General features: G+C 36.8%; 13 protein-coding genes and 1 pseudogene. 6 read left to right on the forward strand and 8 right to left on the reverse strand.

The window, feature by feature from the left end; genetic code table 11:
• Nucleotides 1-248 precede the first annotated feature (248 nt).
• Nucleotides 249-1,526 (forward strand): DUF1577 domain-containing protein, encoded by a 1,278-nt coding sequence (locus LEP1GSC049_RS211970; protein WP_016560950.1) that lies wholly within the window; start codon nt 249-251, stop codon nt 1,524-1,526.
• Between the two features lie 834 nt (nt 1,527-2,360).
• Here LEP1GSC049_RS211970 and LEP1GSC049_RS211965 read toward each other — a convergent pair.
• The 3 genes from LEP1GSC049_RS211965 to LEP1GSC049_RS211955 form a co-directional block, all read right to left on the reverse strand.
• On the reverse strand, nt 2,361-3,599 hold the full coding sequence (locus LEP1GSC049_RS211965) for a tetratricopeptide repeat protein (RefSeq protein ID WP_004753431.1): 1,239 nt from the start codon (nt 3,597-3,599) through the stop codon (nt 2,361-2,363).
• Between the two features lie 777 nt (nt 3,600-4,376).
• The gene (gene mtnC, locus LEP1GSC049_RS211960; protein WP_016560946.1) at nt 4,377-5,081 is read right to left on the reverse strand and encodes an acireductone synthase; all 705 of its coding nucleotides are present in this window, start codon (nt 5,079-5,081) and stop codon (nt 4,377-4,379) included.
• Nucleotides 5,078-6,469 (reverse strand): MFS transporter, encoded by a 1,392-nt coding sequence (locus LEP1GSC049_RS211955; protein ID WP_016560923.1) that lies wholly within the window; start codon nt 6,467-6,469, stop codon nt 5,078-5,080. Before LEP1GSC049_RS211955 ends, mtnC begins: the two co-directional genes overlap by 4 nt.
• 252 nt (nt 6,470-6,721) lie before the next feature.
• Between LEP1GSC049_RS211955 and LEP1GSC049_RS211950 the strand changes: the two genes are divergently transcribed.
• Together LEP1GSC049_RS211950 and LEP1GSC049_RS211945 are read left to right on the forward strand one after the other, a co-directional pair.
• Nucleotides 6,722-7,660, forward strand: coding sequence for an alpha/beta hydrolase (locus tag LEP1GSC049_RS211950; RefSeq protein ID WP_004752885.1), 939 nt, complete (start codon nt 6,722-6,724; stop codon nt 7,658-7,660).
• A gap of 1,397 nt (nt 7,661-9,057) precedes the next feature.
• Entirely contained in the window at nt 9,058-10,965 is a 1,908-nt protein-coding gene (locus LEP1GSC049_RS211945; RefSeq protein WP_016560936.1) for a DUF1561 domain-containing protein, read from the forward strand.
• Between the two features lie 1,029 nt (nt 10,966-11,994).
• Here the strand turns inward: LEP1GSC049_RS211945 and LEP1GSC049_RS2000000229145 are convergent.
• The 5 genes and pseudogenes from LEP1GSC049_RS2000000229145 to LEP1GSC049_RS211930 all read right to left on the reverse strand — a co-directional run.
• Nucleotides 11,995-12,222, reverse strand: a pseudogene (locus LEP1GSC049_RS2000000229145) (hypothetical protein); the annotation flags it as partial.
• A gap of 280 nt (nt 12,223-12,502) precedes the next feature.
• Complete coding sequence (locus tag LEP1GSC049_RS0206685) at nt 12,503-12,694, reverse strand: hypothetical protein (RefSeq protein ID WP_004756878.1); 192 nt, start codon at nt 12,692-12,694, stop codon at nt 12,503-12,505.
• A 105-nt stretch (nt 12,695-12,799) separates the two neighbouring features.
• Complete coding sequence (locus tag LEP1GSC049_RS211940; protein WP_004755721.1) at nt 12,800-13,411, reverse strand: hypothetical protein; 612 nt, start codon at nt 13,409-13,411, stop codon at nt 12,800-12,802.
• Between the two features lies 1 nt (nt 13,412).
• Entirely contained in the window at nt 13,413-15,044 is a 1,632-nt protein-coding gene (locus LEP1GSC049_RS211935) for a bifunctional ADP-dependent NAD(P)H-hydrate dehydratase/NAD(P)H-hydrate epimerase (protein WP_004755761.1), read from the reverse strand.
• A complete protein-coding gene (locus LEP1GSC049_RS211930) occupies nt 15,035-16,216 on the reverse strand; it encodes an LIC_12708 family protein (protein ID WP_004755831.1) in 1,182 nt (393 codons plus the stop codon). Before LEP1GSC049_RS211930 ends, LEP1GSC049_RS211935 begins: the two co-directional genes overlap by 10 nt.
• A gap of 175 nt (nt 16,217-16,391) precedes the next feature.
• On the opposite strand from LEP1GSC049_RS211930, the gene rimP reads away from it, so the two are divergent.
• Genes rimP through infB form a run of 3 tightly spaced genes read left to right on the forward strand, consistent with a single transcriptional unit; the run spans nt 16,392 to nt 20,914 of the window.
• A complete protein-coding gene (rimP, locus tag LEP1GSC049_RS211925) occupies nt 16,392-16,880 on the forward strand; it encodes a ribosome maturation factor RimP (RefSeq protein ID WP_078131590.1) in 489 nt (162 codons plus the stop codon).
• Nucleotide 16,881: 1 nt separating this feature from the next.
• The gene (gene nusA / locus LEP1GSC049_RS211920) at nt 16,882-18,267 is read left to right on the forward strand and encodes a transcription termination factor NusA (RefSeq protein WP_004770218.1); all 1,386 of its coding nucleotides are present in this window, start codon (nt 16,882-16,884) and stop codon (nt 18,265-18,267) included.
• Between the two features lie 13 nt (nt 18,268-18,280).
• Nucleotides 18,281-20,914 (forward strand): translation initiation factor IF-2, encoded by a 2,634-nt coding sequence (gene infB, locus LEP1GSC049_RS211915; protein ID WP_016748502.1) that lies wholly within the window; start codon nt 18,281-18,283, stop codon nt 20,912-20,914.
• Nucleotides 20,915-20,926: the final 12 nt, after the last annotated feature.

Consider the following 20,926-nt stretch of genomic DNA (forward strand, 5'->3'; position numbering starts at 1 on the left):
GTGGGAACTCATACTTTTAGAAAATGTTTTCTCATTTTATTAGACCGAATTTACTTTAAGTTAGCTGTTGATAGAGAATTCTAACGTTTATTGAATCCCTATAAAATTGAGTATCTTAAATTTTTATCGCAAAACACTGTTTCAGTGCAAGATATTAGGTACTTTATTTTATAGTTCTAACTAACAACTGAATTCCGACTTATAGAAGGTCGATATTTAAGATAGAAGTTTTCTCTCAATAAAAACTCATGGCAGTCGGAAGATCGGACAGTTTACAAGAACTCATTACAATTCTGGAAACAATGTTCGGAGAAACGATCATCGGAACCGACATCAATCTTGTAAAACACCTGTTCTATTATCTTAAAGCGGATGATGTGGAATTTCCGTTCGACTACGACGGGCAAAGATTTTTTGCCGTTGTGGAAAATATAGAAGAGACAAACGTAAACCTAAGAATTTCCGGTGCAACACAAGGACTAACCCTAAGAGCAAAAATCAGTTTCGAAATCATGAACATTCTTTATCAATTCGAAGTTATCATTCTCGAATTTATGGAGGATTCGATCGTTCAAATCCGAATTCCGTCGGAACTACAAGCGGCCTCTTTTAGAAAAAATGTCCGTGTAGCCGTAGACGATCTATTTATGAACTATGTGATACTTTTTAGATCGCTTTCTGGAGGAGGAAGAGAAATCGGCAGAAACATACAAGTAGAGCAAAGGTTCAATAGTCTCATGAGGGAAATCAAAAAAGATAATTCTGACTTGAGATTAATAAATATTATAATTTCTGAATATATCTCGAACGTTTCTAAGGAATACGAAATTGTGTTTTTTTCTCAAGATAGAGAAGAAACATTTTTGGACTTTTTTATCCGTAGGCACGACCGGCCCGTGTTTATGCCGGATACTTCCTTGATCATCAATTATATACGTGAAGATGAGGAGATTGTTGGGAACTACCGCGAAGAATATATGAGAATGGTTCTTGAAAACGGTCAGGATTATGCAGACAATTTTTTTAGAGAGCTTCAAAAAAAAGAGATCAGGGAATTTGTGATTTCTTATATAGTATTGCCGATTCGATTGTTCAACGACGTAGTGGGTTACATCCGAGTTTATACTTCGGCCATGGATCGTTTTTCTATTACCCCTTTTCAAGTTGGTTATTTAATCGAACTCGCGGAAATTTTCAGTTATTCTATTACTAAAATATTTATTAGAGAAAATAACTACGGAAATGCAAAATCAGGAACTAGAGTGGTTGACATTAGTATAAACGGGCTTTTGTTTGAAATCGAAGAGAAAAGAATTTTTCAATATTTAAAAAAACATAATATTATAAAAATGTTTATTCCAGTTTCAGAAAAAATCCTAATTTTAAGGGGCGAAGTCGTTCGATATATCGCTGTCGATGAAGAAAGATTCCATCTCGGTGTAAATTTTTTCGATTCCAATCCGGACGACATGTTGATTCTACAAAAATATATCTTTACTAGAACTCGAAGAATCCTTTCGGAATAAAGATGGATTTTAAAGTTTACTCTAATCAGAATTAAATAACGTGACTTCAGGAAGTCTTAATATTCGTTCTTCTGCATTAACTCGTAGAAAGTAATTGTATTTGTTATACCGGACTTGTGTTAAATGATAGAATATCATTAATTCTATTTCTAAAATTAGGATTTGTCTTGGGAAAAATTTGGAATACGATGACTGAAGCTTATTAAATTTTTATAATGTAAATAGATTCCAAATTATTACTCAGATGTATGAAAATAAATACTTATGGTAAGATCTTGTTGTAAAAGTTAGAATGTAGGATCTCCTTCGAGTGAACCAACAATTCTGGGTTAGGTGAAATTTTGGGGAACTTTTATATCTTGGTAAAATCGGTCGTTAATTTTTGGTACTTCGTTATGTCGTTTTTGAGTAGGTCGAATGATAAAATCAAATTTCTGCAAGAAATTGTTGTTTGGCGACTACTATCAGATTTCTATAAAATTGAATATCCTAAATTTACATTACAAAACTCTGTTTCCGAGCAAAATACTGGGGATTTTATTATATAGTTTTGAGTAAAAATTCATTTTATAGAATCCTCTCCGTAGATCGTTATTTTTAGATTTTATAGGAGTCCCTCTTTGAACTTATCTAAAAACATCAAAAGGAATTTAGGCTATGATAATTAATATGAGTTCGACGCGAGTAAAAATTTTCTAAAAGTATGAGTTTTTACAATTTTAGGAATTGTTTGTAAAAATCGTGATTTGTAGTAGTTCCTACATTTATTAAGGTTTGGAAACAAATTTATAATCTGAGAATATGCAAAAAGTTTTAAAATATATAAATGAAAAATCAATTTAAGGATTTTAAAACATAAGGATCGCCGGGAACGGAAGCTGGCTTAAATACTTTATACTTTTCTAATGAATCTGCAAATTTATTTTTTAAAATTTCTATTTCTTCCGAATCGCCTAATCCGCTTTGACCCGTGTCGGAGGTCAACTCGGAGATTTTATCTAGATAGAGTTTAGAAACCAAAAGATAATTTCTATAATCCGAAGGATTGAGTTGGATTGCGTTCTGTATAAGTTTTTGGGAAATTTCAAAATATGTGTCTGATTTTTTTCGATCCACGGAGGAACCAGACTTAAATTTTTCTTTATAAAAATAATAGTAAGTCAAGGCAGAATGGGTGAGAAGTTCGGAATCAGATCGAGTAAGTTTGAACGCTTCTTGAATCACTTCCATTGATCTAGAAAGAATAGACTGATTTTTAAAACCTTCCGTATCATATTTATGATTTAAATAGTCGATGTATTCAGTATAAAACTCAAGTTCTTCTTGAGAATTTTCAAAACGTTTACGGTTATTCCAAGCCATAGAAAATTCAGACCCGGCTGAAACGTAGGCTTCTCCTGTTCTTTTATAAAGAAGACCTAAACGAAAATGTCCCATAGGAGAAGAAGGATCCAGGCTGATCGTATGTTTGTAAGATCGGATTGCTTCTGCAATTTCGTTTCTGGAAAGATGATAGTCCCCCATTTTTCTTTCCACGATTGCAGGTTCGACTTTTTCGGAAACTAAGGGAGCGGCTACCATTAGATTTTTATTTTTAACAAGACTAAGGTTTCCAATTCCTCTTGCCCTTTTGCCAATAAAAGAGGTTTGAAAGATGGACTTGATTTCGATCTGTGCGACTATGTTGCCGTTTTTATAATTTTTATGATCAAAGTCTTTTTCGATGAGATATAAAGTCTGACCAACTCTAAGACCCGGATCAAAGTTGATTTTGATAGTAACTAGATCCGCTCTTGTATCGACTCCGATATCAAGGTGTTTGTTTTTTCCTTTTTCTTCGATCGGTTTGACCTTATCATACAAAACGGTTTCTCCTACAAGAATCATCTTTTCCTTTTCCGGTTTTCCAGGATCTCTGAAAGCATAGACGAGTTCCCTAGAAACAAGATTTCCAAAGGAAGAGATAATAAGAAGGGTTGGAAAAAAAGAACAAAAGAATCTCACCTTACAAAGATCGGCGAATTTTACGAACTTACCTCTAAAAAAGAACCGATTTAAAAAAGAGAAAATCATTTCAAAAGATAAAAATTTGAAGGGACAAAACGTAAAAGCGAAGCCTACGATTTTTTGAACAATGTTTGTTTATAAATTATTTTTAGTGCGATTCAGCAAACATTCATGGCGCCTCCTTTCGATCGTAGATCGAAAGGACCGCGCTCTGCCGCGACTACGCTTCGCTTCGGTCACGTTTTCCGTTGGAAACGTGACCGCGTTCGCGTCGCTTAGATCGCTGGCGCTTGTAATTCTCTATGAAATTCAAAAAGAAAGATCGTCCAATCAAATTTCTGTATGAAATTGCCGTTCTTACGACCAAGATCCAATGAACTCTCATTAAGAACTTTTGTTTTAAAACCTCCAATGCCGGATTTGCTCAAATGTTATTTAAAAACTTGTGGGAAATCCCATTAAACTTCGATTTTACGGATCGGTTCTGAAAATGTGGGAACTCCCGCTAAACTTCGATTTTGCGGATCAATTCTGAAGATGTGGGAACTCCCATTAAACTTCGATTTTACGGATCAATTCTGAAAATGTGGGAACTCCCGCTAAACTTCGATTTTGCGGATCAATTCTGAAGATGTGGGAACTCCCATTAAACTTCGATTTTACGGATCAATTCTGAAAATGTGGGAACTCCCATTAAACTTCGATTTTACGGATCAATTCTGAAAATGTGGGAACTCCCGCTAAACTTCGATTTTGCGGATCAATTCTGAAGATGTGGGAACTCCCATTAAACTTCGATTTTACGGATCGGTTCTGAAAATAAAGAAAAAATCGATTCTGTTATTAAGGATTCAAACCCTCAAAAGAAGAAATTCTAAAATGAGGATGTTGCGGTTGAGGATAATTACCGGGACGTTCTAAAATTGTAGGGTAAAGTTTTGCTTCTTTGGCGGCGTCGGCTTCTTCTTTAATATCCGTGAAAAATAAAATTTTTTCCGGTGCAACTCCTAGTAGTTCCGAAATTTTAGAATAACTGGAGGATTCTCTTTTTCCTCCGACTCCGGTATCAAAGTAGGCGTAAAAAAAATCAGTTAAGTTGCCAAAATTTGAATATTCGAAAATTAACTTTTGCGCTTGAATACTACCAGAAGAATAAACCGCCGATTTCTTTTTAGAAGCTTGGATTCTTTTTAAAAAAGGAGGAACGTCCGAAAACATCAAACTTTTTAGTTTTCCATTTTCATAACCTGATTTCCAAATTCTACCTTGAATCTCTTTCAGAGTGCCGCTTTTGCGATCCAACGAAACGAGATGTTTACAATATTCACTCAGATCGAGAGCGGAATCCGAAAGTTTTCCGGAATAGGTGGAATCGTTTTTACCTTCTAAGATCAATTTTTCAATCCATTCTTTTTCAAGTGAATTCGATTGAAAAAAAGAATCAAACTTTTCCACGGAGTAAGGAAAAAGAATCTTATGAACGAATTCGATCGGAGTTGTTGTTCCTTCAATATCAAATAGATAGAATTCGAAAGTTTTTATGTTCAATTAGGTGCCCCTTTGATTTTTTCGGCTTCTAAAACCAAATATTCATGTACATCTTTTTCATCCTTTTCAAAATTTTTCAAAACGATCAACCAGGATAAGGCGCAAGGAATCCAAAAAAGAACGGAAATGGAAAGTCCAAGAGAACGATCTCCCGGAGTCAGGCCCAAAATCAAGGCGCTCATCGCGGGTCCTAACCCTTTACCTAGATCGTCCGTAAGGTTATAGAGTGCAAACATACTACTTCTGTTTTTTAGAATATTCACATTAATTAATGTAGCCCTTACGTTAGGGCCGGTAACGGAGATGATAAAACCAGCCACGACGTTGATTAAAATAAAAAGTCCTGAGCCTGCAATATTCTCCGCTTTTAAAAGATAGATACAGGGTAAAATTCCGATTAAAATGCTGGACATACAAAAAAGGGGAAGAAGACGTTTTTTATAGTTATAAATTTTTTGTCCGATGATTCCTCCGAAAAACGTGCCTGCAAAAACACCAATCGCAGCATAAGTCAAAAGCATCGTCGCCGTTGCCTTGTCTAAATGATAAGAAGTTTCGTAGTAATCCACTAAAAAGACAAAAAATACTCCCCAGGGAACACAACCAGGAATCCCTTGAAGAAAAATTCCTATATTCGTTTTATTCTTGAAAAGTAGTCTAACGTCGTTCCAACGAAGATGAAAACTTTCTTCTGAAAATTTTTCCGCAATTCCGGACCATTCCGATTCTCCTCCGCCTCGAATTGGTTCTTTGCAAAAAATCCAATAAGTGATCGCAAAAAAGAAAGAAGGAATGGAAAGATAGATAAAACTTGTTCTCCAACCATTGATCGGATCTGTACTTCCTAAAATTCCTCCTAAAAGTTGTCCTACTCCGAGACCGATTCCCATCGAAAGAGAAACGTAAGCCGCTGCGGTGGATCTGGATTTATTAGAAAAGTAATCGCCTAATACCGTGAAAAGAAGTGGAAAAATTCCTCCCAGACCGAACCCGGTAAGAGTTCTATAAAATACGAATTCCGGATAACTGGTCGCAAAGCCGGAAAGAAAACAAGGAACCTCTCCTAAAAATACAGAGAATATAATCAGTGTTTTGCGAGAATATTTTTGGGATAGGTAACCTATACTTACGGAAACTGCACCACCTAAGATAAAAAACAGAATCGGGATTACTCCACCGATATACCAATCTACGTCTTCTTGATTGATTAAACCGAAGGAGGCGCCGATATTTTTTAAGTTGGGAGCAATTAGATTCTGATCCGCGAAAAGGAAGAAGGCCATTCCCATAATCATCCAGAAAGCTAAGATAGCGTTCCATCCATGATTGGCCAACTCTCCTAATCCGAAAAAGCGAAGAAGACTTTTGTCCGAGGGGCTTTTTTCCATATTCACTCCGGTAATTTTAGGTTTTGATTTCTTTCGTTTTTAGGAAAGGAATTCAAACCGTGAGTAAAACTCAAGGAAACTTTAAATTCGTTTTTGGACTTCAATATACAACGAGACATAGAAGATTATTGATTGGTTTTGAAAGAAAACTAGTATAGAATGAAAAAAATCCCTTTTTAAACGGTTTTATAATATTTAGTTGACCAGTATTATTTTCATGATTCTTTTCTTCCAAATAAATCGGTTTTAACAATGACCTTTCATCATAAAGAATTTCACATTCTATCCAGTTCCGATAAATCTAAATTATATTGTCAGTCTTGGACAAAACCTAATTCCAATCGATTGTTGATCTTTCATCACGGTTTTGGAGAGCATAGCGGACGTTATGCGAATTTGGTTCGTTATTTTTCGAAAAGTGATATTAATTTCTATTCCTTTGATATGAGAGGTCACGGAAATTCGGATGGAAAAAGAGGTCATTCGGATTCTTTTGATTTGTATGTAAGAGATCTTGCCGATTTTGTTTCAGAAGTTCTTAAAAGAGAACACAAAGAACGTTTTTTTCTATTGGGGCATTCTCTGGGAGGAGCGATTACTCTTCGATATTCTCAGGAAGGAATCAATCAGGATAATATTCTCGGTTTGATTCTGGGTTCTCCTGCGCTTATGGTAAGAATGGATTTTAGAAAGAAGTTAAAAAAGTTTGCCGCCGCTATTTTAAGTAAAATTTCCCCTTCTTCCGTTGTGGACGCGGAGTTGGATCTTCAATATCTTTCTCATGATCCAGAGGTAATTGAATCTTATAAACAAGATCCTCTCGTTCACGGCAAAGTTTCTTTGAAAATGGGAACCGAACTTTTGGAAATCGGACCTAAATTGATCAAAAAAGCAAATGTACTTCGTTGTCCGGTGCTGATTTTGCATGGTCAGGAAGACGGACTTGTGGACGTAAATGGTTCTACAGAACTTTATAAAAATCTAATTTATAGAAATAAAAGAATCAAAATTTATCCTGGTTTTTATCACGAACTGATGAATGAATTTCCAGAACATAGAGAAATGGTGTTAAACGACATTCAAACTTTTTTAGAAACCATTCAGAGAGAAAAAATCGATTTTGAGTCTTTAAAGTTGCAAAGAAAAGAAGTGGTTCCCAGGAAAAAAAGAAATCCGGTTTCTAATCCTTAACTTTCTTTTTCATAATTGGAAGAAATGTTTAATAGTAAATTTTCGGTTTTTGAGTATTGTAAATTTTTATCATAAAACCCTGGTTTAATGCCAAAGATTGGGCATTTTGTTATTATCAATTCTGGGTAATTTTTTAAATCAAATAGTAACGATCTTGTTTTTTGTAGTTCCGACTTCTTTATGAGAGTGTAATGAATTTTCTCAACATAAATATAAATGAGACGTAATTTTGTGGGAACTACTGCAGTTTATTAAAAGTTTCTAAAGGATTGATCATTTATGTTTTTTGATGTTTACAACAAATTCTAAAATGTAGGAACTCATACTTTTAGAAAATTTTTTCTCGCACTGAACTCACGTTAAAATGGGATTTAAATTTTGATGATGTTCGTAAAACAGTGTTTTTGCGCAAAAATCGGATAGGACGATGATTCTTTTTGTATTTTATAGTAGTTCCCACAATTTCAAAGTTTAACTGTAAAATCTAGATTTGTGAGAGTTCCCACATCCATTTTACAGACAAAAAACTGGACCTATGATTTTCTTACGTTCCTGCTCACGTTAATTAAAAACACAAAAAACTGAAACCTAATGTCTTCTCGATATAGAAATTCACGCAAAAGTTCAAAATTACCACCGTTTTTAACATTTCACTAAGGATATAACAGGTCTGGATTTTACAGATTGATTTTAAAAAGATAAGAAGTTGTAGTCCATTAAAGATTATGGTAGGTTTCTTTTACTGCTTAGGCATATCTATATAAAAAAAATGTAATGTTCTGTTTCTGAAAACGATGTTTCTGCGATAAAAATTAACGAAAATTGAAATCAGTAAACGCAGAGAAAATATAAAAAAAGCAAGATTTACAACATCTGTGACCCCAAGGCCGAGTGTGTCTCAAGGGGTAAATTTCATAATAGAAATGAATTCAATCGTCCGTTCAAATTTTCTTTAAAAAATAGATTAAAATTAATATATATAATTCAAATCTAAGTTCAAAATAATTAAATTATAGGTTCAGTTTATTTGAATATTCTAAATAATTAAATATATTATTTTTATTTAGAGGCAAGAAACTCGAAAGTAAAAAGATTTTTGATGATTTGTATCCGTTTTTTGTATTGATGATTCCTATGAAATTTGAGTGCTGAAAATTAAGGGTGTATCTGCGAAGATGTATAAGTTCTCACAAATTGAATCTAATCTGGAATTGATGGTTCTTTTGAGTGGGATTCCATATTTTAGCTTTTAGAAAAAGTTTATAGTATGTTCGAGTAGTACGACAAAACACTCATGTCATCTAAATGAACAGCGGAAATTTTAGAATTCAAACGAATTTATTGAAATCAAATTTAAGAAAGAGTCTTTATTCAATTTAAAAAATGGGATTTGAAAAATGCGAAATTGGAAAGTGTTAATCCTAATTTTGTTAGTATCGATTGTAGTTGGTTTTGAATACGGTATCAACTATACACTTGTACATGCGTCTTCTTCCTCAAAGACCGTTGACTCGATCATTCAAAAACCTACCGATCCACCAAAAGATAAACCAATCAAAGTCAATGTAAGTGGCGGAGGAACATTTTGTTATGGTCCTACTTTTAGCGGTGGTGAAAGTTACATCATAATTGAACAGTGTCAGCAAATGCACGTTATGAATGCAAGATACGACGTGTTCCAAAGAATTTCGTATAACGTCAATAATACGTGGTTATGTATCACTGCACCGGAAAAAGTCATTCATGCAGAAAAAACCTGGGACTATGTACATCTCAGACCTTGTACCATCAACGATCCTCTGCAAAGATGGATCGTAAAAGACAACTCATTTTGGACTGCGGATGAGCGTTATCGATTGAAAGATACAAATTGGTACGGCTATATATCAAGAAATTCTAAAGATAGATACAACCATACATTAGATTCTTCCATGAAAGATTGGATTCAAACAATAGCCACTCCTGGAAACATCAGCATTCAAACTTCTATCGCTTGGGATTTGCAAACTACCGAGGGAAATGAACGTTATTTTATTCGCAGGGGAGGTTCGGATAAAAATACAACTCCTCTCTACTACAATCCAGAAAGTGGACATCTCGCTCAGTATGACCCGGTGAGTAGTTCTCTCTATTGTATGTATTCTAACGTGGGTGAGTCAAATTGGAATTGGGTGACTTGGGCATCGTGTAGTGACGCAGCGATCAGTAAAGAGAATCCAGCTTTTTGGAACGTCTCTTTTCAAACCGAAGAAGGAGGAATCATCACAGATTATAAAGGTAATTTACTGAGAGTAACCAGATATGGAAGCAATTGGGGAGTTGCCTATGCAGCTAAACCTGATTTTGTCAAAAAGGATACTAAGAATAGCCCCACTTCTTTGTTTGTAGTTGATAAAAGTTTACTGGATTGGACACGTTATACGTCATCTAATCTTGGAAAGACAGATCAGTATTGTCCAGCTGGTAATCACAAAAGTATTCTACATAAAAGAGTCAAAAGAACCTTACCACCCGATTTTCAATTAACTGAGGCTTGGATTCAAAGACTTTACGCGATAGCTATTTCGGCTTCGCCTACGGCTCAGAGAAGTGGAATATGTGGAGTTTGTTTGCTCCAGGCTTTCCAGATGATGGCAGAACTACAGGAGTATCATTCTCAAGGACCTCTTTCCGCAGGAGGTTATTTTTTCGATACGGCTCCTAATACCGATCCCTTTATATCGTTTAGACAACGTTATGCGTATTTAAATCTAATAATAGAAAATTTACCTATCATGTTTAATGTTGACTTAATCGGACTCAGGCTATTGGTATTGGCAACTGCTACGTATATGTTGCCTCAGTATGAATGGATTGTCTCTCCTGAAATGAACACTAGACCTGAGATGATAACTCACATAAATACACTTATCAATTCTCCCCCTGGAAGTTTTTGGTTGGCGATAATGGAGCGACAACGTCCTGATGGAACTATAGTGGGACATGCAGTTCCAATACTTAGGACCTCTCAAGGATTGGTAGTAATGTCAACAAACTGGCGTTCGGCGTTACTGGACCAATATAGACAATCTTTAGCACCCACAATGGATCCAAATCAGGTAATTGCAAACCTGGAAAGACCGGATCGAACTCTGCTTTTGCTTACAACTATGCAGTTAGGACAGGTTTATCACAACCCATTGGACGTTATGATCTCTAATCGAAATTGTACAGGAGAAGGAGAAGACAGAAGAGGCGCGGGGGAATATCCAACCAGCGCATCTGTAAATCAATGCTTGAGTGAAAGCGGCAGGTGTATGTTGTAATAAGTAGTTCTGTCGACGTTATGGTTAGAAAATCCGTTGGCGTGAAAACATTGTAAGCACAAAACTAACATCAACGATACAAAACTACTGAATCAATTTAGAACCTATCAACAGAATTTAGAAAAAGAACCGCACAAAAAAATCTAATTCCGGGCGTTGCCGCTAGCGCGGCCCGGGCTCTCTGCTTCGGTCAAGTTATTTCAAAATTACTGAAGTATATTATGTTATTATAAAATAAAAATAACTTGACCACGCGTCGATCCCTAACGCGAAAGAACTCTACTATAAACTCAGAGAAACTAAACGAATTGTTTGAATCATTTTTTCTAAATCAAAAATCAATTTATCTAAAAACTTAAAAAATGTGAGCAGAAACGTAAGAAGAAACTTTCTAAACGTATAAGTTTTTACAATTTAAGAATTTGTTCGTAAAATCTAGATTTGCAGTAGTTCCCACATCCATTTTACAGACAAACCTAAGTTTTGTAGTAGTTCTCACACTTGAATACTATAAATTCAATTATTATAAACTTCTATTTTATAAATTGTGGTAGTTCCCACATTTAAAGAATCGAATTGTAAAGTTCAGATTCCAACTTTTTTCAGAATCATGAGTCTATTCACATTAAAATTCATTTTATAGAAATTCCTATACAGATGCATGAAAATAGTACCAAAAATTAAGGGTAATTTTTTAAAAGATATAGAAGACCTCTCGAAATTGAACCAAACCTAGAATGAAAGGATCTCACATTCTAAGTTTTGAAACAAGCGTAGCATAGTATTCTTTTCATGCGTTCGAGTCGTAATTTCCAAATTTTTATAAAAGTATTATTCAAACTTAAGCTTATGAATAATACTTTTAGAAGACAAAAAATAGGCCACGGTTTTAGCAAGGAAGTTTAGAAAATCATACATTTCTTAAGTTAAGGATGAAATTGAAAATATAAGGTACTAAAAAATATCTTAGAATAATCAGAATTTACATCTTAAGCAAAGATAAAGTATTTTTGATATAGATCTAAACCTTCAGCCTCTGTTATCACAACTAATAAGGATTCCGCTTTTGGGAAGTTTTAGAAAGTCTATAACTTCACATTTGTAATCTTCATAGAAAAATCCAAAAATCACCGGAGGCCTATTCTTAAACATTTTTCCAGTCCATTGTCTTCGCCATCTTACAGAATCAAGGTCGACAAAAGTAGATCCTGTATGCAAGGAATAGAAAGTTTCAAAAACCAAATCTTTTGTTTTTGATCATAAACTTTTTGACCTCAAGATTATGTATGATATAAGATTCGATTAGAAGACACGTCAGAGTAGAGTTGAATTCATAAATCATTCTTTCAATTGAAAAAATGAGAATACTCGTAGTTTGATTCAAAAGACAAACCAATTTCGTTTTGGACGGACACTCATTTCTATTTCAACTCGTTTTTCTAAAAGAAGTTTTCATGGATTGCTTTTTTGGTAGTTAAAAAGGACAAAATTAAAAGAGAATATTTTGTAAAATAGAAATTCAGTATATTTTAATACTCTAAAATAACGTGAACTCGGTACAAGGAATCTGTTCCCTAAAATTTTGTTTTACCGCGAAAAAATAGATGTGGGAACTCTTACAAAACCTTGAAATTACCGTAAACATTAATCTGTGGGAACTACCACCTTTAGAAAATTCTTTCTCATTTCTAACGCCAAACTTCACGTTAAAATACAAATCTTCAAACATTGTTTTGAAGAAAAACCTAGACTTGAGAGTTCAGGGCGTACGAGAAAATTCTAAAATTTCATTATAAAATACGATTCTTGCAGTTCTGCTTTAAAAATGATTTACTCAAAGGTTCTCGATAGATAAAGTTTTTAGTTCTTCTTTGTGAGAAATGATCACATCTAAATTTAAACCGCTTTTGTTGACGGATCTTCTGAAAATTTTTTCCAAAAAACTATCGGAGGTTTTGATTTTACAATCAGGAGGAAGAGAATCGATCACATCGTCATTCAAACGGAATCTTTCAAATTCAATTTTATCCGGATAAATGGATCTTTCCGAAATCTTCCAAAAAGTATCCAGACAATTTAACCCTTCTTTATTACTTAATAAAATTCTAAACTTCCAAGTAGGATCCGGAAAACGAGTCTCGCCGGAATTATATTCATTTTTCATAAAAAGAAAAAAGGTAGGAAAACCATCCTTACCTTCTCGACTGGATTTAACATAGAATGTGATCGAGCCCAAACTTACCTTAGAGGAAGAGGATTGAACCGTAAACGCACCCGGCAAGGTAGTTCTTGCGACCATGCCGATAACTAAAATGACTAAAACCAAATTTAAAACAAAGATCAAACGAATCCTTGAAAATTTGCCGCCACTGGACGACCGTTTTCTATTTTCTTCCAGAAATTTTTTAAATTCTTCCGGAGAACGAGAATGATAACCACCTCCCATATTAGTTTCCTCCTTGAATCAGTAGTTTACGAATTTCAGAAGCAGTCGGAAATCCTTTGGATTTTTGAGCGGCTCTAGTCAGTAAGGAAAAAGAAAGATGAACCGTATCACGTAAACCAAATCCTCTTGAAAAATAAAAAGCAAGAATTCCCGCGAGAAGGTCCCCCGTTCCCATGACCGCGAGTTTGGGTTCTGATTTTTCCCAAAGATAAACAATCCCATTGACGTCTATTAGAAAAGAAGAGTGTCTTTTCCAGAGAATATTTACGTTATAATTACGTATGTATTCTTTTGCAAGTGAGATCCCTTGATCCATCGATTTGATTTTAGAATTGAGAAGAATCTCCAATTCACCTGTATGAGGAGTCATCAGAACTTTATCGTGTAACACTACGTTTGCGAAAGCCTGGATCGCGCCGGCGTCTAAAACACAAAATTTTTCTGCGGGTAAAACAAACCTGGGACATTCAACAGATTTTAAACCGGGACCTAAAAGAAGAACGGAGGTTTTATGAACAAAAGGATGAGAAAGGATTTTATTGTTATCAGGAATCGAGTCCACCATCAAAGAAGGGTCTTTTTTTAAAATTTCCTTTACCGTTTTAACGGAAGGGGTTAAAAGAAGAGAAATTCCACCACCTAACATGTGAAAGGCGAGTAACGAGGAAAGTGCCGCTCCGGACATACCTTTAGAGCCGCCGACTACAACCAAGGAACCGTTTTTATATTTATGAGAGTCTTCGTTTCTTTTGAGAGATTTTTTAAGAATTTTAAACGGAATAGGATTCCAAAGGATTTTACCGGTTTGAATCGGTTTTAAAGTTTCATTCGGGATTGGATCGGATGACGAAGTTATGGATTCTGTCTTTTGAATTTCTGATCCTAAATTATTAACGTCGTTTTTCGGAGTTCCGACTTTTAGTTTTTCGTGTTGAGAGGATTTAAAACTGATCTCAGTAGGATTTGAAAAAGAAAAATTTTTACCGATCGGAAAACCAATTCTATGGAAAGTTTTACGAACCTTTCCGGGTAAAAAACGGTTTTTCCATTTTTTAAAACCTATTTCGGATAACGCGTCCGCTTCAAAAGGAAGAGGAACGTCGACTTGAAAACCGGAAACGGAGTCGATACTGAGAATAAAAACGTTCTTAGGATTGTTTTGTTTGCTTTTTTGAATTTTAGAAATTACTAAATCAAAAGGACTTTTTAGAGGAAAATGAAAGCCTGTTCCTAAAAGAGCATCTACTAAAAATAAACTTTCATTTCCAGAAGAAATCTGGAAATCTTCCAAAGGAAGAATAGTACCTCCTGAGTTTAAAAACGCATCTTTATAAAATTTAGATTCTTCCGACAAAGAACCATCTTTTAGATAAACTGTAGGTTTGATACTTTCTTGAATTAAAAAGAAGGAAAGTGCGAGGCCGTCTCCGCCGTTGTTTCCGTTTCCGCATAAAACTTGAATACGATCAAAAGAAAGAATTTGTTTTCTAAATTTTTGATAAACGGAAATGGCTGCAAAACCCATAAAATGGGAACCGGAGATGCCGGAGGAAAAAATAGTATTTCGATCCAGATCCCTGCTTTCTTTGTCATCAAACAGAGATTCTGAATATTCGAAAAACTTTATTTCCATTTATGGATTTCCAGATAACCTGACTTGATTCTCGCGGAATAGATTTCGTCGTTTAAGTCCATCCAGGTCTCTCTCCAAAGCCCCCTGGGAGGAAGATAATTGAGTCTGATATTGTTTACGTGTGTGCCGTCTTCGTTATGAACTTGAAGACGAATGGAGCTTTCTTCTTCGGTTTCAGTTTCCCATATAAAAAAATCATTATCTTTTAATATCCAATACAAAGACTCCGAAGGATCTTGGATTTCCTTCAGAAGTGAGGAGATTTTTGTTTCGAAATCGTATTTAAAAATTCTACGGGATTTAAATCTGGAATTTTTCTTATCAAAAATGCTGAAAGAAGCGACTGCGTATTTCCCTTCAAAATGAGGAAGAATGGTTTCTAATCTAGCTTGAGTGGTTTCTGTATCCGAAATCGTTTCAGCAAAGTTAGACGCGTTTACGGATCTAAGTAAAACACCGTTGTCATACACGGAAAGTTTCATGTCTCCGTTTGATTTATGAAATACAAAAAGAAGGTGGTTTTTACCCGCTTCCATTCTTTCTATATAGCCAAAAGGAGTGTTTCCGGAAATCCCTTCTACATAGATCGTATTTAAAAGTTTTCCCGAATCCGAAAAATGAAGAATGGTAGATGGGATCGTTTCCTTAAATTCCGTATCAAAAGAACCGCTTTTTTTCAAAAAAATATCTTCCGACATAGGATCTACTTTCGGCTGTTCTTCTTTTCCGATTCTAGACTGAATAAAAATTTCTTCGTCACCGTTGACTGTAACAAGTCCAATCTTTCCTATCTTTGCGGTGATTAGTTTGTATTTATCTCCTACTTTTTCTTTGAGAGTTCCTAAGATAAATTTTAATTCTCCATCCGTGGAAAACACTTTTAAAATAGATTGTTCAAAGTCTGGAATATAAAATTTACTCGAAACGACTGGAATTGTCTGTGGAAGATTGGTCGGAACACCGTTCAAAACTTTAGCCTGAACATCTGAAAGAGTGTTTCCTAGTTTGATTCTACCATAAAGATAGGAATTGTAATTATCCACTTTGAAACGAGTGCAGCTAAGAACCGTTAGGGTTATAACGCAGAATAAAACAAATCTAAAATAAAAAAGGATTCGAGTCCGCTTTTGAATGCCGGAATGATTGCTAAAATTGGAATAGAGATTTCTCATGAGTTTGATTCAGTCTAACGATACCATTCTCACAGATGGATTGGAAAACAAGCAATAATCCTACTGAATCGTTTGTGCGGGTTTTTTTACTTTACACTATAGCTAAATCTGAATAGTTTGATTAGGTTATCAGGAAAAATTCATTCATTTTTGAGTTTTCTCTCTAAGGCTGGGTTTGACAGTAAGCAGTGAAGAAATCAGTGGTATTCTAGATGGCGTTCTGTCTTTGCCTGTCAAACTGTACTCATTAAAGGTCAACCAAAGGCCTAACCATTCGTTGATCGAAGTAGTCTTAGACAATCTCGAGCATCCGTATGGTTCAGTCAGCCTTCTGGAATGTGAGCAAGTTTCCAGAAAACTGAAAGAAGAGTTAGAACGGATCTCACCGGATCTGGATTATACTCTGAAAGTTTCCTCTGCGGGAGCGGAAAGGAAACTGGATCTTCCGGGAGACCTGGATCGTTTCCGGGGAATACCGATTCGTTTGGTCTTTCGATCAGAAGAATTGGAAAAAGAACAGGAAGGAATTTTTCGAGTCGTGAATCGTGACGGGGATCGAGTAGTTTTGGAAAAATTTCAAAAGGGAAAAAAATCTGCCGTAAAAAAGCAGACGGTACTGGACCTCAAGGATATACTGAAAGGGAATCTTTACGTAAATATTTGATATGGCAGTTAAGAAGACACAATCGGAAGGAAATCTGTTGGAGGCGATCCAACAATTTTGCGCGGATAAATCCCTGGATCGGGAAGCAGTTATGGGAGTCATTCGAGATTCTTTGATAACTGCATATAAAAAAAAATCCGGACTGGAAGAATCTTCAGAATCGGAAAAACCTTCTCCGGTTACTGTAGAATTTGCTTCTGGAAAAGATAGCGTAGTCATCGCAATCGCCAAAAAGGTTGTGGACGGAACTCCATCCTCCGCACTTGAAATCAATTTAGAAGATGCTAAAGCAATTGACGCATCAGCAGAAATCGGATCTGTAATTTCTTTTCGAGAAAAACCAGTAGAACTTTCCAGGATCATTTCTAGCCAAGCGAAACAAATGGTGTTTCAAAGACTCAAAGATATGGAGAAAGAACTTCTCTATAACGAGTATAAGGCGAAGGAAGGAGAGCTGACTCACGGATATTTTCAGAGATGGAAAAAAGACGCCATGAGTATTGATCTCGGAAAAGTAGAAGGAATTATGCCCCGCCGAGAACAAAATCCGGGCGAAAAGTATCACAGTGGAGATAGACTTAAAGCAATCATACAAAGAGTAGAATTGCGTCCTAGAGAACCGATTCCGGTCATTACACTTTCTAGGGCATCTGCGGATTTTGTTCGTAAATTGTTTGAGATGGAAATCCCAGAAATATACGACGGTTTAGTAGAAATTATCAATGTAGCTAGACAACCTTCTATTCGTACAAAAGTAGTAGTACGTGCCACTCGCGGAGACATCGATCCGGTGGGGGCTTGTGTAGGAATGAAAGGCGTTCGGATTCAATCGATCGTAAGAGAACTTGGAAACGAAAGAATTGATATTGTAGAATCATCCGATGACGCTTCTGAATTTATTGCAAACGCGATTTCTCCAGCAAAACCGGTGGAAGTAAAAGTAGACGGTTCCGGTAGAGAAGCGATGGTAGTTGTGCCTGATGATCAGCTTTCTCTTGCGATCGGAATCAATGGATCCAATGTAAAACTCGCTTCTCAGTTGGCTGGTTACAAAATTGATATTAAAACCGTGACACAGTATAACGCTGAACTTGCTTCACCAGAAGCAAGAGAAAGGCTGGAAAGACTTTTTTACTCTCCTATGGCGGAAGAAGCCAAAATTTCAATGGGACAAGAAGAAGAGGAAGAACTTACACCTTTGGAAGATCTTCCCGGTCTCTCTGCTCGTATCGTAGGAATTTTGAAGAGCGAAGGAATTAAAGATTTGGAAACTCTAATCGAGTATAGCCAAGACGATCTGGCAAAATTACAAGGAATCGGACATACTACAGCCGGACAGATTCTCAAATTGCTCCGAGAATCCGTAGAGTGGGTGGAGGATAACTGAAAAAACCGGAACGGTGGATTCAGATCTGGAGTTTGTAGAACTTTGGAAAGCCAGGGAATCATTTATGGAAGATAAAAATAAGACGATCAAGGAAACGCTTCAGGGTTCGGCGGACGCGGGAAAGCGCAAAAAGCTGATTATAAAAAAGAAAGGAGACGATCCATCGACTCCTTCACCGCCTGCGTCTCCAAAGAAGGAAACGGTTGCAGAGTCTGCTCCTTCCCAAAAGCCGCCTGTAATGCCATTGCCATTACCGGGTAATTCCGGTCAATCGCCAATCGTTCGTCCGGCTCCTTCTTCTCATTCTCCTGCAAAACGCGAGGAATCTCCGAGTAAACAAGATACTCGACCTCCCAGAGATAAAGACACTCGACAAAGTGGAGGCCCCCCTTCTCGTTCTCCTTTCCAAAAAGAAGATTCTAATATTATCGTTTCTAGACCGATTCAAAGAACTGGATCTGGACCCTCTAGACCGAATTCAGGCGGCGGCTATCAGGGAAATCGCGGTCCTGGACAGGGCGGCGGCTATCAAGGCAATCGTGGTCCTGGACAGGGCGGAGGTTACCAAGGCAATCGTGGTCCCGGACAGGGCGGAGGTTATCAGGGAAATCGCGGTCCCGGAGGTGGTCCTGGACAAGGTGGTGGAGGTTACCAAGGCAATCGAGGTCCTCGTTCCGGTGGAACTGGAACTCGCCCTATGCCTATTACTTCTGCAGAAGTGGAACTTTCTCAATCAAGAGGTTCTTCTGTTACCAGTAAGAAAAAGGGACACGATAAAGAAAAATCTACTTCCGATAGGGATTTTTCCGGCGCAGAAAACACAAAGTTTTTTAAACAAAAATTCAAAAAAACTAAAGTAGTTGGTGTATCTGGAATTTCTGTTCCGAAAGAAATTACAGTATTAGAAAATGTGCAAGTAGGCGAACTCGCCAAAAAAATGAACTTAAAACCTGGAGACGTCATCGGTAAACTCATGAAAATGGGAATGATGGTGACGATCAACAATATCATAGACGCGGAAACCGCGGCTCTTCTCGCGGATGAATACGGTTGTAAGGTAAAAGTAGTTTCCTTATATGAAGAAACCATCATAGAAGAGGAAAAAGACAAAGAAGAGGATTATATCAATCGTCCTCCTGTAGTTACTATCATGGGTCACGTGGACCATGGTAAAACGAAATTACTAGATACGATTCGTAGAAGTTCTGTGATTGATACAGAGTCTGGAGGAATTACGCAACATATCGGAGCGTATCAAGTTAGAACTGCGCGTGGTCTTATTACATTTTTAGATACTCCTGGTCACGAAGCGTTTACATCGATGAGAGCGAGAGGGGCCAAAGTAACGGATATAGTAGTTCTTGTAGTTGCGGCGGATGACGGAGTGATGCCTCAAACCTTAGAAGCGATCAGTCACGCAAAAGCCGCTGAGGTTCCGATTCTTGTAGCAATTAACAAAATTGATCTTCCTGCTGCAAATCCGGAAAAAATTATGCAGGAACTTGCCAATCATGGTCTTCAATCCGAAGAATGGGGTGGCGAGACTATGTATGCCAAAATCTCTGCTCGGGAAAATATAGGAATCGATAAACTTTTAGAAATGATTCTGCTTCAGGCCGAAGTAATGGATCTTAAGGCCAATCCGAAACGAAGAGCGAAAGGAACCATTATAGAGGCGAAACTAGATCCAGGTCGTGGATCGGTTGCTACAGTGCTCATTCAAAATGGAACTCTCCGAGTAGGAGATCCGTTTGTTGCAGGAGTTTTTTCCGGTCGCGTAAGAGCCATGTATAACGATTTAGGTCAGCTGATTCAGGAAGCGGGTCCTGCTTTTCCGGCACAGGTGACAGGTATCGACGGGGTTCCGGACGCAGGCGCTCCGTTTGACGCGATGGCGGATGAAAAAGAAGCTCGAAATATTTCTCAACATAGAATCGAGTTTGAAAGAATCGGAAACGCAGGTGCGGCAACCGGAACTTCTTCTAAAGTAACCCTTGAAAACATGAACGAGTTCATTAAACAAGGAGCTTTGAAAGAACTCAAGGTAATCATCAAAGCGGACGTAAGAGGTTCTGCAGAAGCGATCAAAGAATCTTTGGAAAAACTTTCTACCCCCGAAGTGAAGTTGAACGTAATCCAATCTGGAGCGGGTGCGATTGTGGATATGGACGTGATGCTCGCGTCTGCATCGAATGCTCTCATTATCGGTTTTCACGTGCGTGCAAATCCTAAGACCATTGCGCTTGCAGAAAAAGAAGGAGTTCAGATCAAATATTATAATATCATCTATCAAGTAGTGGATGAAATTAAACTTGCGATGGAAGGACTTCTTGAGCCTGAAAAAATCGAAGAAGTGATCGGAACTGCAGAAATCAGAGAGATTTTTAAAGTATCCAAGATAGGAAACATTGCGGGTTGTATGGTTCTTTCCGGGAAAATTCAAAAGTCTGCAAACATACGTGTTATCGGTGATGGAGCAACTAAGTTCGAAGGGAAACTTAAGTCTCTCAAACGGGTCAAAGACGACGTAAACGACGTGGTTGCGGGTTTCGAGTGCGGAATCCAAGTAGACGGATACAATGATTTTAAAGTCGGAGATACGATCGAAGCTTATAATGTAACCGTAATTAAGCGGAAGTTAGAATAGGAAAATCGGACT

The sequence above is a fragment of the Leptospira kirschneri serovar Cynopteri str. 3522 CT genome (assembly GCF_000243695.2).
GTDB classification, from domain to species: Bacteria; Spirochaetota; Leptospiria; order Leptospirales; family Leptospiraceae; genus Leptospira; species Leptospira kirschneri.